We start from the raw sequence: 13,537 nt of genomic DNA, 5'->3' as shown, positions 1-13,537 counted from the left end.
AAGGCTCTGTCAGCTGTTTAACATAGAAGATTTCTGTTTCATTTATCAGTTTATATAGCTCTCTTCTTGAAACATAGTGCAACTGACTCAGGCTCACAACAGGCTCTCTGACTGCTTTGTAAAAAATGATAACATAAGGTATATGAAATTTAACTTTCTGTTTACATATGGTAGATAGGTAATTTGCTATTTTTGGACTTAAACCAATCAGCTATGTTAAAACAACTACAACATCTTGTGCGTCTTTCCCTGTTAGGATTGGCGCTTGTTTCCTGTTCTAAAGAGGACATGCAGCCGAATGCATCTGTGCAGCAAATCAGCACCGTTAGTAAGGTTGCGAACGCCTCTGCTTCGCGCGACAATAATCTGGCGTTAGGCAACCCTAGTAGCGCTGGGGCAAGTTACTCAAACTACCTTATCCAGAAAACACAGTACGCTATGTCTTACAACAACTACCGGGGCACACCTAACTGGATAAGCTGGCACCTGAGCAGCGCCTGGGTGGGCAGTACGCCACGTCAGGATGATTTCAGGGCAGACAATACCCTGCCAAGCAATTTTAATAAAGTGCAATCAAGCGATTATACAGGTAGTGGTTTCGACAGAGGCCACAATTGCCCTTCTGCAGACCGTACAGGCAGTGTAGCTGACAACTCTGCTACCTTTCTGATGTCAAACATGATACCTCAAGCCCCGAACAATAATCAGAAGACATGGGCAGGTCTGGAAAACTATTGCAGAGCTCTTATTGACCAAGGCAATGAACTTTATGTTATTATGGGCAGCTATGGCAAAGGAGGCGACGGTACTAATGGCTACAAAGAAACCTTAGCCGGAGGGAGTGTAACTGTGCCAAACAGAGTATGGAAAGTAGTTGTAGTACTTCCCGTTGGAACCAGCGACGTAAGCCGAATTACAAGCAGCACACGTGTTATTGCCATCGACACGCCAAACTCAAACTCTGTTAATACCTCCTGGGGCAGTTACCGCACTACTGTAGATGCCATTGAGGCAAAAACAGGCTATAACTTATTGTCTAATGTGCCAGCCACCATTCAAAACGCAATCGAAGCCAAGGTTGATAATGGGCCGACGCAATAGACAAGATTTTTTCAACAAAAAGCGCCTCCACTTTGCTATAATGGAGGCGCTTTTTTAATTGCTTAGGTTTCTACTAACAGTGTTTTATAACCTGCAATGTCTCCATTCTCTGCCCTGCCAACAATATAAGCAGTTACACTTACCTCACCGATACGATAAACCTTTACGTCCTGCAAGAGGCTTTTAAGTTTTGTTACCATAGCTCCAAACTGATTTACCTCTTCCTGCTGCGTAATGGCTGCATTTGGCTGTGCTTTCAGCATGTTTCTGAAAAAGTAGTCCAATTCCTCTACTTCTACCTTATTGCTTCCCTCCTGGCTGGCCCATGCAGCAACAGGCATTTCTCCAGCAGAGCTATCAGCATAATAAAATTCGAAAGGAGCGTCTGTCTCACTCATCATCCACAGGCCATCAGCTGCTTTCGTCAGTTCATTTTCCAGTTCTTCTCTTTCCATATCTGTAGCTCCTTAAGAGCAACATGAGCATTCAATATTTTTGATCAGTTAAATTAAACTGATTAGTTAAAGAAAGAGAAATGAAAAGATTAATTTTCTTAGCCTTATTCTAAAACTTTATTCTACTAATCTTCTCTCTCGATCTTATTTTGCTGAAAAGATGATAGTTATCATGTTATTAAGCGATTAATTTCATCCTAAATAAGTAATGGGACAAATTTAGGTTGAATCGTGTTTAGGTTCCATTATGGGAAAGATACGAGTGGTTGAGTTAAATGAAAAGGAGCGAAAAGCTCTTGCAGAAGGTTTTCGCACAGGCAAGAGTCACGCCTTTCGAAAGAACTGCCAGTTGGTACTGTTGAAAAGCGAAGGCCGGGCTTCAAAAGAGGTAGGCGGTATTCTGCAGATCAATGTCGTAACGGTAAACAGTTGGCTTGACCGCTATGAGGCAGAGGGTATAGAAGGGCTGCGGGTAAAGCCGGGCAGAGGCCGTAAACAGGTGCTGGATCCTGAAGCGGATAAAGAGAAAGTTCGACAAGCGGTAGAAAAGGAACGTCAGCGCCTAAAGCAGGCAAAGCTCATTCTAGAGCAAGACTTAGGGAAGCAATTCAGCCTAAAAACATTGAAGCGCTTCTTAAAAAAAGTGGCTGCCGATACAAAAGGATAAGAAAAGCCCCAAAGGGCAAGCCTGACAAGGAGCTTTATGAGGTGCGGAAGCAGGCTTTGGCCCTCTTGGAGCAACAGAGCCAAAGTGAGCACATTTTTCTGAGAATGCAGCACAAGCTATCTGTTCCGCTATAGCGTTGGCCAACTTAACCAGAAGTAAATTGCTTTTGGTTCATGTACTTCCCATGCAGGTATTAACTGCTACCGAAAGTCCAATGTACATTACGCCCATTCCTCTTTTAAAGGAATTTTATTCCAATAAACTTCACGAGCAGGTAAAACAGATTCAGTTAGAAAACGGCTTCAGGTTTGAAGTAGGCGGCTTCTGCGAACATGGACCTTTCAACCAGCTAATAAACGAACTAGTTGTAAGCGAGCAGGTGGATTTAATAGTAATGGGTACCAGAGGAGCAAACTCACTTTTAGACAGTGTATTTGGTACAACTACTGCCTCTTTCATAAAAGCAGCATTATGCCCTGTGTTAGCTGTTCCAGCAGGGACTCGCCTGCTGGGCTTAAAAAAAATAGCGTATGCCTCTGATTTTGCTAATGAAGATGAGATATTTTTAAAACAGCTCTTCCATTTTGCTGCACCATTTGGCTCTGAAATAAACATTGTTAATGTTAACACCGGAGCACACCAGCACCATGCAATAGATGAGCACTTGCTACAGCATATAGCAGGGCAGTACCCGAACAACAGGTTTAGCGTGGCAAAGGTAAAGGCAACTAACGTAGCAGCAGGCCTCAGGACCTTTGTGAACGAAAACAACATAAACTTATTGGCGGTGTCTATACATGAACGTAGTGTTGTGGAAGATTTCTTTCATAAAAGTTTAACAAAGCAACTTGCTCTGAATTTAACTACACCTCTGTTAAGCTTGCCAGAAAAGCCTTATAAACTGCAGAATGTAACGCTATTACAGAGTATAAAGACTATTGTTGATTAAAACATTCTCTCGTTAACTTAAAACACCATAGGGCAATGTTGATGAAACTCCTAATCTTAGGCAGAGAGTAACACAGCCATATGAAACAAACAAAAATGAAGGCTTGGTGTTGGTGCCTGTTATTCATCTTATTAATAGTAGCCAATGACGCCACTTCACAGCAGTAAGTGTTTTCTGTAGATGAGAATACTATGCTTTACACTTCAGATAAATATCAAAAACAGAACCTTTACCAACCTCACTTTCTAGTTCTATTCTCCCATCCCCGTTTTCAACCATTCGCTTTACTATAGCCATTCCTACTCCTGTGCCTTCAATATGGTCGTGTAACCTTTTGAACATACCGAAAACCTTCGCCTGATCTTCCTCTCTTATGCCAAGCCCATTATCCCGCACAGATAAAACAACGAAGGAATCTACAGCAAAGGAAGTAATAGTTATTTCAGGTTTTCTCTCCGGCGACCTGTACTTAATAGCATTTGATACCAAGTTATACATAATGCTACGGAGGTTCTTCCTAGAGTAAACCAGTTCAGGTGCTTTAGAAAAATCTACGGTTATTTCTGCCTCTGATTCTTCTATCAGGCCTTGAATATTGATTTTTACATCCTCCAGTATTTCCTGAAAATAGATTCTATCCTTTGCCTCTGCTTCTGTATACTGAGCTTTTGCTACTTCTGTCAGATCCGATAAAGTAGTCTTAAAACGGCTTACTGCATCATGAATCATTTCCATAATAGGAGCAACTTCTTCGCTCCCATTTATAAACTTTTCTTGCAGGGTTTCCTGCAGTGCTGCCACCAAACCTTCAATGTTATTAATAGGAGCCTTTAGATCGTGAGATGCAGTGTAGATGAAATTATCCAGATCCTTATTGATTCTGGTTAATTCTTTTGTACGTTCTTTTACCCGCTTCTCCAGTTCGTTATTTAGTTCCAGAGCCAGTTTATTGGCTTCTTTAAGCTCTTTTTTCTGAAGATAATATCTTACAAAAGACGATACTTTAGCTTTGGTGATATAGGGGTGTAAAGGCTTAAACAAAAAATCTACAGCACCGGCCTCAAAACCTTCTTCCACATGAGAGGATTGCTCGTCTATCGCCGTCACAAAAATGATAGGAATATCACGCGTTTTTGAGATATTCCGCAGGTAGCGGGCCACTTCATAGCCATTCATATCCGGCATCTGCACATCCAGCAGAATAAGAGCCAACTCTTCTCTCAGAGCAATTTTAAGCGCCTCATCACCGGAGCTTGCAAACAGGTAGGTTATGTTATCCCCTTCCTGTGTAAGTAAACTCTCCAGGCTGATCAGGTTTTCAGGCCTGTCATCCACCAAGAGTATCTTCACCGGGTGAACAGATAGCTCTTGTGGCAGAGCAGGTTTAGTAGAATGATTAATGATCATGCGAGGGAATTTAGAAATTCTTGTATACGCTCTAGTTTCATTATCTTACAATCCGGGACAAGTTCCAAAGCCGATAAAGGCATTGTGCTTACTTCAGCTTCTTCAGGGTCCTGTATAATAGTGATGCCTCCTGCATTTCGGATAGCCTGTAATCCGGAGCTTCCATCTTTGTTGGCCCCGCTCAGAAGAATTCCTATCATATTTTCATCAAATACTTCAACAGCACTGGTAAAGGTTACATCAATAGACGGTCGTGAATAATTCTCAAGTTCTGAAACATCCAGAGAAAAGGTTCTGTCCTTTTCAATCAGAACGTGATAATTAGCCGGAGCGAGGTACACGTGGCATGCTTTTATCTCTTCTTTTTCCTCTATCTCCTCTACCTTTAGCGCCAGCTTTTTCTCATAAATATGCTGCAACTCCCCTTCCATACTTCGTAGCCGATGCAACACCAGCACAATGGGTATTTTATAATTTGCCGGCAACCCTTTCAGAATAGACAAAGAAGCCTGTATTCCGCCCCAGGATCCACCTATCACAATTAGTTCCGGAGTTGCTTCCATTAGCTTGCTTTGCGGTAAATACGGTTATTTTTATCAACAAAGTTGTAGTTCCTGCTGATCTGGGACATCGCCAGAGTTTCTTTCTTCCCTAGGGCTAGATATCCTAATTCAACAAGACTATCATCAAATAATTTAAATACCTTTTCCTGGAGCTCACGGTTAAAATAAATAAGCACGTTGCGGCAAAGTACCAGATGAAACTCATTAAAAGAGGAGTCGGTAGCCAAGTTGTGGGGGTAAAAGACCACATTCTTTATAAGCGAAGAATCAAACTTCATGTTACCATAATTGCTCAGGTAGTAGCTCGAAAATTCTTTCTTCCCTCCCGATGCATAATAACCGGAGGTATAAGCAGCAATGTTAGATGTCGGAAAAATACCCTCTTTCGCCTGCTTCAGCACTTTCTGATTAATGTCAGTGGCATAAATCTTGGTTCTGTCCAGCAGCCCCTCTTCCTGCAATAGTATAGCCAGCGAGAACAATTCTTCACCGGTTGAACAGCCCGCATCCCATATTTTAATAAAAGGGTACGTAGATAACATAGGCAACACGTTATTCCGCAAGGACTGGAAAAAAGAAGGGTCCCGGAACATTTCGGTTACGTTAACAGTGATCTCCTGCAGAAAGCTTTCGAAGTAATAACTATCGTCCAGCACCTTATTTTTCAACTCTGCTACCGTACTTACATTTTTATTGTTCAGGAAACGCTTTACCCGCCGGTACACGGAGGCTCTGGCATACCCACTGAAATCGTACCCGTACTGGCTATAAATATCTTCGATCAATGCCTCCACCTCCTGTTCGAAAAATTCCTCCTTTTCAACTTTCATAAAGCCACACCCGCATTAATGTTAATAGTTTGTCTGTATCCACTGGCTTAGGGATATAGTCCGATGCACCTGCCTTTATGCAGTTTTCACGGTCTCCTTTCATGGCTTTTGCAGTTAAGGCAATAATCGGGAGCTGCGTCAAACGCAGATTTCCCCTTATTTGTTTGATTGCCTCAATCCCATCCATTTCAGGCATCATGATGTCCATCAGCACCATATCAATTCCTTTCTCTTCCTGTAGTTTTTCAATGGCTTCTTTCCCGTCGTAAGCCACAACCACCTCCATACCGTGCAGCTCCAGCAAACTGCTCAGAGAATAAACGTTTCTTACGTCGTCGTCTACCACCAATACTTTCTTGCTATGCAGTACCTCTTCCGGAACATGAAGTTTCATTTTAAAATCTTTGCCCAGCGGAAGTTTCTGGTTTACTTTATGCAGGAACAGCTGTACCTCGTCGAGCAGGCGCAGGTAAGAATATTCATTCTTAATGATGATGGTATTGGCAAACTCTTTCAGCTTAGCTTCCTCCTCCTCGCTTAAATCCTTACCAGAGTAAACAATAATTGGTATATCGGCCTGTCCTTTTTTGGATTTAATGCGCTGCATCCATTCATACCCTTTCATGCCTGGCAGGTTCAGGTCAAGAATTATACAATCTACCCGCTGTTTTGCAAGTTTCTGCTCTGCTTCTTCCGCCGAAAATGCGGAGGAAGATTTCAACCCATGTGCAAGCAGCAGTTCTGCCACGGCCCTGTTTTCTATTTCATTGTCCTCCACTATCAGAATTTTCTCAATTGATTTGTCTGAGCTGCCGGAGATAGAGGAAAAAGCTTTATTGAGCATTTCAAGCGTTACAGGCTTTGGAAGATACTCCTCATTCTCCTGGAAATCGCCGATCACCTCCTTATCGTAAGCTGACATAACATGCACGTTCACATGGCGCAAATCATTGTCTTCCCTGATCTGCTTCAGCACATCCCATCCAGAAATATCAGGCAGGTTTATATCGAGCAGAATAGCATCCGGCTTTTGCTCTGTAGCCAGCTGCAATCCATCGTTACCAGTATATGCCTGATGCACTTTAAAGTTCTTAGCCTGTGCAAAATCAGCAAGAATATCACTAAAACCCTTGTCGTCTTCAATAATAAGAACTGAAGTATCCTGCTTACCATTTGACTCTATTGCTTCAAAAGCCTGACTTACCGAAGTTATTTTATTTTTTTCAGGAGCAGACGGTGCTTTAACAGGGGCTTTTTCTATTTGCTGGGCAGGCACTTGTGGCAGGTAAAGCGTAAAAGTACTGCCTACGCCCTGCTCACTTTCCAGTAGAAGTTCACCGCCTAAAAGAGCCGCCAGTTCTTTATTAATGGTTAGCCCTAAGCCTGTGCCCCCATATTTACGTGTAGTAGAAGAATCTTCCTGCTGAAATGCTTCAAAAACAAGCTCCTGCTTATCCTTAGGAATGCCTATACCGGTATCCCGCACTGCGAAAGCAACAATATCAGCTTGCTCATTAAGCTGTTCCGATCTGAACTTAGGTTTTTGTGTAACCGAGTAAATTGAGAGTTCTACTTCTCCACCCTCTTCTGTAAACTTAATGGCGTTGCTCAAAAAGTTCTTAAGAATCTGCTCCAAACGGAAGCGATCTGTTGTAATTGTATCGAGCCTGCCAGGAGTATAATGCTCGCTGAACCTGATATTTTTTTTGAGAGCTAATTCTCTGAATACAGGCTCCAGCTTAATATCCTCCAGCTTCACCTCGTCCATTTCAAGCTTAATCATGCCAGACTCTATCTTAGATAGATCCAGTATCTCATTAATCAGTTTCAGCAGGTCATTGCCAGATCTATGGATAATCTGAGCATGGTCGATCTGTTTGGTACTTAGGGTCTTGTCAGGATCATCAGACAAAAGCTTAGAAAGAATTAGAATACTATTCAGAGGTGTGCGCAGTTCATGCGACATGTTAGCCAGAAAATCACTCTTATATTTGCTGACTGTCTCTACCTGCTGAATCTTTAGTTCTATGGCCTCTCTGGCATCTTCCAGTGCTTTATTTTTTCCTTCCAGCGCTTCATACTGTTCCTCTAACTGTTGGGCTTTTTCTTCCAGTTCTGAGTTCTTTTCCTGCAGTTCTTCCTGGTTTACCCGTAACTCTTCTTCAGAAGCTTTCAGTTCAGCGTTCAGCTGCCTCAGTTCTTCCTGCTGCGTTTCAAGTTCTTCAGCCTGGTTTTGTGTTTCGTATAGGAGCTCTTGTGTTTGAAGGTGCGCTTTTAACGTATGTACCATTACGGCAATGCGTTCCGAAACTGCCTCAAAAAACTTAAGTTCCAGCTGATCATACCTATGTCGGGCACCAAGCTCTATCGCACCTACTACAGCCGAAGCAAACTGCAGTGGTAAAATTATAATGGTAGACGGATCAATTTCTGCAAGGCCAGTATGAATTTTCATGTGCTCATCTGTAACTCCCTCCAGTACTTTTACCTGTTGCTCGCTAACAGCCTGCCCTATTTTACCTGCCCCCACTTTAAAAGATTCCAGCTCATTAGTGCTGTTCTTAATGCCATAGCTGGCGGCAGGTTCCAGTATTCCACCATCGCTGTTAAAGAACATTATGCCAACCTCTGATTTGGTGTAAGCACATAAAAAGGAAACCACTTTCTCTGCTACAGTTTCCAGTGAGGTGTCTCCGGTAATAAGATTATTCAGCTCCGAAACTCCTGTCAAAATCCAGCTTCTGTTCTCATTTTCTACAGTAAAGCGATGCAGGTTGTCCTTCATGTCTTTCATAGCATAGCTCAAGCTGTCTTCAGGCCCTTGCACCGGTACCTCTACATCATAATTACCTTCTCCAATAGCCTGTGCGACTCTTGTAAGGGAAGCGCTCCTTTTTAAAACACCTCTGAAAGACTCTGCCACTTCACCAATTTCATCCCTACTGTTAATAGGTATGGTCACATCAGTTGCTCCCACCCTGATACGATCTGCAGCAGTTCTTAATGAAGAAAGTGAAGTGGAGATAAGGTTAACAATGTAAAAGGAAAGCAGTGTTGCCAGCACAAGAATTAGCACGAGTGAGCCAATCATCACAACCATGTTCTGCTGCGTCTGGTCTTGCTCCTCATCCAGCTGGCTCCTGATTCTACTAACCAACAGATTCTCTACCCGTGCAAATTCTTCAATGCTGGCTGAAAACCCATTAAAAACAGCAACGGCATTATAAGTCGAAAGGTCAGTCTGCGGATTAATTTGAATGGCATGCATGAGACCTGCTATATCTCTATGATTTGCAGATGATATAATATCCTGCACATCTTTTGCAGCTTCTCTACTCGCATACCTGTTAAAGTCACTTAAGTTCTGATTATATAGATTAAGATAAGATGTGAAACTGGCATAATTCTCGTAAGTGAAGCTGCCTGATTCTATTACATTCATCATCAAACTTCTGATTCTACCTAATTGCACCTTTGCCCCCACTAGATACCTGAAGCTTGAAAGCTTACGCGATAACTCCACATTACTGCTGCCTATCGCATTCTCATCCATTCGGTCCAGCATGCTTTCCAGCAGCATAGAAGAATAATCTCTAAACTCTATAACATTAAGCTGGTTTCGGTCTACATCATTTCTATATTTTTGCAGTTCATTCAGCATCGCAAGATCAGAGAAAGCATGACCGGAACTCTCCAGAAAAGAATCCAATTCTCGTTTTACCACATCTGTCTGCCTACGTAAAGACTGCGCCTCAAGCAGGAATGCTGTATTCCCCTGTGAGGCTGCTAAAATCCTAGCTCTCTCCTTTTGAAAAGCATGAATAAGATCAGATATTTTTTCTGACTCCGTCAGCTGGACTGTTTCCTGTTCAATGCGATTATTCTCTTCTATTTCCCGCCGGACAGTAGAAACAACAAAATAAAAAAGAGGAATTAATAGTAAAACAAGAAGGATTAACAGCTTATCCCTGATTTTCAGATTCTTAATTGAATTCATCTATTGAACTTAAATTCCGGCTTAAATAGTGTTTGAACTTAAACTGCAATTTATATAATCTTTTTTAAATTATCTGCCAGAAAAGATGTGCCTGTTAGTTCATATGAACATATGTTGCCTGTTTATACTAAACTGAACTACTTGCACCTGCTGCGAATATTCGCCTTTATATCAACTTTTAGGCAGTACAGCATCTGAACAAAGACATTATTTAATACACCAAAGTACTTTAAAAGAGCATTAACAGGTTGTTATTACTCTTTTCTTTACTAAAGCAACAATATAAATCAGATATACTACTTCTCTATATAAGTGGCTGTGGCTGCTGCTGATGCTACTGACATCCATTGGATGCCTATTAACGATATAACTGAGGCACAACTGGTTTGATAGCGTACCATTAGCAACCCAACATTATTAGACAGCATGAACTCCTACTCATAAACCATAAATTGAATAATAGTACCACCCATTGGATTTACACTAAAGCAGAAGAGCCTGACAAGTTGTTTGCCTGGCTCTTCTGCTTTAGTAAAATACTCTTTTCAAATCCTCTGCTTAACAGCAACAGTCACTGCCGCACAGGTTATCGCTGCTTGCTTTCTCGAAACATTCACGGCCTTCCTTAAAGGCAAAATAGGCTATTCCTAATGTACCTATGCTATCTATATAGGGTACACCTGTAAGTTCGTAAATACCACTGGCTACCAGCAAAATAACTGACATATAAATGCAAACCCTTGTACAGCCTGCATCTGCTAAAATGGCATCAGAATTAAGTTTATTGCCTACATGCTCTTTAGCATAAACTAAAGCCCACATTACAGCAATAGAAATTACAGATATCACAACACCCCAGAAAGTAGTCTCTGGCTTATGACCGGTCCAGATATTATAAATGCTCGTAATGGTAAGGCCAACTACTAAAGTATAAAAGGCGAAGCCTGTTATGCGCAACGCTGTTCGCTCAAAAGTATCTCTGGTGCTGTTAGCGCTTCGCTGGATTCGCAGCACCATGTGCGCGATGCCTATGCCAGAAATAACCTCTATAAAACTGTCAGCCCCAAACCCAAACAACGAAAGACTCTCGTCCTCATATCCTAAGTAAGTAGAAACCAGACCTTCAATGGTATTATAGCCAATAGTAAACAATGCCAGCCAGAAAGCCGCTTTATATAATTTTACTTTATTGTCTGTATTGATAAATGAGATTGTATCCATAGTATGCTAACAAAACTTAAGGGGAAAAAGTCATATCCTGACACTTTTCTACAAAAAAGACTGCAACTGCTACATTTAAATACGGCCAATGCGGCTTGCTGCTTTATGTGCACGCACTATAACAGATTTAGCTTTATGCCGCCATTGATAACTCTGCCATCCACAGGCGCATAAATCTCGTTGAAGACTGGATTCGTTCTGCTGCCAGTATAGATGCTGTCAAATCTGCTTTGGCGTGTATCAAATATGTTTTCGAAGTTCAAGAACAGAGAAAACTTAGGGAACATTTTCTCCATCATAATGCCACTTATCCAATAGTCCCGTCCTTTGCTACCATCAGAAAGGCGTTGCGGGCTGAAGTAATAAGCCTCCAAACCTATCCGGAAATTATCCTCCTTTTCAAGCATCAGCACATTGTTTACTCTATGCTTAGACGTAAGAGGCATGTCAGTTACAATGCCATTGTAATGTTGCCTGGCATCGGTGTAGGTATAACCGAGGAAAAGTTTCACCCACTCATACCCGAACTTTATGTTCGCCTCCACTCCTTTTGTGTCTACATATCCGTTGGCGTTCTGAAATTCATAGAGGTTATCAGGTCGCAACGTAAGGATCAGAGGGTTGTTCAGGTAAGTATAGAAGAACATCTGGTTAATACTGAAAGTAACTTTATCGCCTATGATGGTACTATAGTTGATGTCAGCATTACCACCAATAGAAGACTCAGCTTCTGTCTCATTAGCATTTAATGGCAGAATGTTTCGGAAAGTGATATTCTCAGCTTCCTGTGTAAAGATAGTAGGTGTCTTATACCCCATACCGCCACCGATACGCGAAGACAGGCGATCGCTTATTCTGAATAATGCTGAAACACGCGGCAGCACAAACAAGCCCTTAGACTCATTTTCGGGCGAAGGTGAAACATAATCCGTACGAAGGCCGGTTTCAAGCACTAACCAATCTACAGGTGTAAAAGTATTTTGGGCAAATGCTCCGACAATGGTATTATCATAATCTCTTGCTCCCATAGCGCCCACATTCTGCTCCGAAAATTTATCTGTCCATAAGTTCGCACCTATTACCCAATCTGATCTGCCTCTGTTCAGGCTGTAGGCTACCTCACTAAAACTGGAAGTTTGCTTCCCTTCAAAGTCATAGTCAGGAACAGCTATTTCTCTGTTGAAAAAGCTAACACTGTTCTTAACATAAATCATTGCCTGGTCAGAAAGCTTATGCTCAAAGTTAAACTGTGTAGAAAACCGCTTTGTTTTGTTTTGCTCAAAGTAGTAACTTTCTTCACTTCCATCTATGTAGCGCAAATCTCCACCTAAGCGGTCTTCTTGTGTTGTGTTTACTCCAAAGTAAAGCTGTGTGCGCTCGTTTGGATAATAGTACAACCTTGGATTAACTGTGTAACGCTCGAATTCGGGAATAGCAGAGAAGCCAATATCGGCAGGATCATACGCTTCATTAGTATTTCTTGCGGCAAATACTGTAACGCCAAGCTTTCCGAACCTTTTGCCATAAAAGCTGCTAAGGTCTAGCCCTGACGCGCTGGTAACGTTCGCCATAAAGCTTAGTTCCCCTTCTTCTGTAGGTTTTTTAGTAATCAGGTTCACAAGGCCCGCTATCGCACCTCCACCGTAAAGTGTAGAGGAACTTCCTTTGATCACTTCCACCTGGTACAGGTTAAGCGGCGGAATCTGCATTATGCTAAGTCCACTGGAAAAACCAGAGTAAAGAGGAAAACCATCCTGTATAATCTGTGTGTAACGCCCGCCCAGCCCTTGAATACGGATATTTGCATTGGCACTGGTAGCAGAGGTCTGCTGCGTCTGAATACCAGTGCTTTCGCTTAAGAGCATTCTGATATCACCTGGTTTCATGTTACCTTTCTCGCCTAACTCTTCCAGCGTAATGGCTTCAATGCGTGTCGGTATGTCATCAATAGTGCGGCTGCTTCTAGTAGTTGAAATAACAACCTCTTCCAGTTCCTCTCCTTCATGCTGCAGCAGCACTATAATTGGTGTTTGCTGAGCAAGCGGAAAAGTAAGTGTATCTAACCTGTCTTCATACCCAACATAACTATACCTGATAACCTGCTGACCATTGGGTATGCCAGCAAGATTAATTTCGCCTTTAGCGTTAGAGCCTGCCCCTATGGTTGTTCCGTTGATAGATGCCGTTGCGCCAATTAATGGCTCTTTTGTTTCACTATCTTTTATGATAGCATTTAACATATTCTGGCTGTACGCCATGGTATTGCTCAGCAAAAGGAGCAATACACAGATGTATTTATTCATTTTTCTAATCTAATGCTATAAAACTTTAAGCGCGGTACAGACTG

At 42.0% G+C, this 13,537-nt stretch carries 9 protein-coding genes and 1 pseudogene; 3 read left to right on the top strand and 7 right to left on the bottom strand.

Features of this window, described 5'->3' with window-relative positions; all coding sequences use genetic code 11:
- The first annotated feature begins 213 nt into the window (after positions 1 to 213).
- Entirely contained in the window at positions 214 to 1,101 is an 888-nt protein-coding gene (locus LN995_RS01645; protein WP_229957739.1) for a DNA/RNA non-specific endonuclease, read from the top strand.
- Between the two features lie 62 nt (positions 1,102 to 1,163).
- Here LN995_RS01645 and LN995_RS01640 read toward each other — a convergent pair whose 3' ends face one another.
- Entirely contained in the window at positions 1,164 to 1,556 is a 393-nt protein-coding gene (locus LN995_RS01640) for a nuclease A inhibitor family protein (protein ID WP_229957737.1), read from the bottom strand.
- 247 nt (positions 1,557 to 1,803) lie between these two features.
- Here LN995_RS01640 and LN995_RS01635 point away from each other — a divergent pair, with 247 nt between their 5' ends.
- The gene (locus LN995_RS01635; protein WP_229957735.1) at positions 1,804 to 2,223 is read left to right on the top strand and encodes a helix-turn-helix domain-containing protein; all 420 of its coding nucleotides are present in this window, start codon (positions 1,804 to 1,806) and stop codon (positions 2,221 to 2,223) included.
- Positions 2,224 to 2,329: 106 nt separating this feature from the next.
- Positions 2,330 to 3,172, top strand: a pseudogene (locus LN995_RS01630) (universal stress protein); the annotation flags it as partial.
- A gap of 189 nt (positions 3,173 to 3,361) precedes the next feature.
- Here the strand turns inward: LN995_RS01630 and LN995_RS01625 are convergent.
- The 6 genes from LN995_RS01625 to LN995_RS01600 all read right to left on the bottom strand — a co-directional run bounded on the left by LN995_RS01625 (position 3,362) and on the right by LN995_RS01600 (position 13,493).
- Positions 3,362 to 4,579, bottom strand: a complete 1,218-nt coding sequence (locus LN995_RS01625) for a sensor histidine kinase (protein ID WP_229957731.1) — start codon at positions 4,577 to 4,579, stop codon at positions 3,362 to 3,364.
- Positions 4,576 to 5,142 carry a chemotaxis protein CheB gene (locus LN995_RS01620; protein WP_229957730.1) on the bottom strand — a complete coding sequence of 189 codons (567 nt, stop codon included), beginning with the start codon at positions 5,140 to 5,142 and terminating at the stop codon, positions 4,576 to 4,578. The genes LN995_RS01625 and LN995_RS01620 overlap by 4 nt, the downstream gene beginning before the upstream one ends.
- Entirely contained in the window at positions 5,142 to 5,972 is an 831-nt protein-coding gene (locus tag LN995_RS01615; RefSeq protein WP_229957728.1) for a CheR family methyltransferase, read from the bottom strand. The genes LN995_RS01620 and LN995_RS01615 overlap by 1 nt, the downstream gene beginning before the upstream one ends.
- Positions 5,962 to 9,969 carry a response regulator gene (locus tag LN995_RS01610; protein ID WP_229957726.1) on the bottom strand — a complete coding sequence of 1,336 codons (4,008 nt, stop codon included), beginning with the start codon at positions 9,967 to 9,969 and terminating at the stop codon, positions 5,962 to 5,964. The genes LN995_RS01615 and LN995_RS01610 overlap by 11 nt, the downstream gene beginning before the upstream one ends.
- Positions 9,970 to 10,527: 558 nt before the next feature.
- Positions 10,528 to 11,190 (bottom strand): cation transporter, encoded by a 663-nt coding sequence (locus LN995_RS01605; protein ID WP_229957724.1) that lies wholly within the window; start codon positions 11,188 to 11,190, stop codon positions 10,528 to 10,530.
- Between the two features lie 116 nt (positions 11,191 to 11,306).
- Complete coding sequence (locus tag LN995_RS01600; RefSeq protein ID WP_229957722.1) at positions 11,307 to 13,493, bottom strand: TonB-dependent receptor; 2,187 nt, start codon at positions 13,491 to 13,493, stop codon at positions 11,307 to 11,309.
- Between the last annotated feature and the right edge of the window lie 44 nt (positions 13,494 to 13,537).

This window comes from Pontibacter silvestris (genome assembly GCF_020907275.1).
Classification (GTDB): Bacteria; Bacteroidota; Bacteroidia; order Cytophagales; family Hymenobacteraceae; genus Pontibacter; species Pontibacter silvestris.
Note: the sequence above shows the minus strand (reverse complement) of the source record. Positions and strands in the feature narration are given on the sequence as shown.

Coding starts and splice junctions, on each gene's coding strand:
- LN995_RS01605 (WP_229957724.1), bottom strand. CDS start 11,190: ATGGATACAATCTCATTTATCAATACAGACAATAAAGTAAAATTATAT.
- LN995_RS01625 (WP_229957731.1), bottom strand. CDS start 4,579: ATGATCATTAATCATTCTACTAAACCTGCTCTGCCACAAGAGCTATCT.
- LN995_RS01620 (WP_229957730.1), bottom strand. CDS start 5,142: ATGGAAGCAACTCCGGAACTAATTGTGATAGGTGGATCCTGGGGCGGA.
- LN995_RS01645 (WP_229957739.1), top strand. CDS start 214: ATGTTAAAACAACTACAACATCTTGTGCGTCTTTCCCTGTTAGGATTG.
- LN995_RS01610 (WP_229957726.1), bottom strand. CDS start 9,969: ATGAATTCAATTAAGAATCTGAAAATCAGGGATAAGCTGTTAATCCTT.
- LN995_RS01615 (WP_229957728.1), bottom strand. CDS start 5,972: ATGAAAGTTGAAAAGGAGGAATTTTTCGAACAGGAGGTGGAGGCATTG.
- LN995_RS01600 (WP_229957722.1), bottom strand. CDS start 13,493: ATGAATAAATACATCTGTGTATTGCTCCTTTTGCTGAGCAATACCATG.
- LN995_RS01635 (WP_229957735.1), top strand. CDS start 1,804: ATGGGAAAGATACGAGTGGTTGAGTTAAATGAAAAGGAGCGAAAAGCT.
- LN995_RS01640 (WP_229957737.1), bottom strand. CDS start 1,556: ATGGAAAGAGAAGAACTGGAAAATGAACTGACGAAAGCAGCTGATGGC.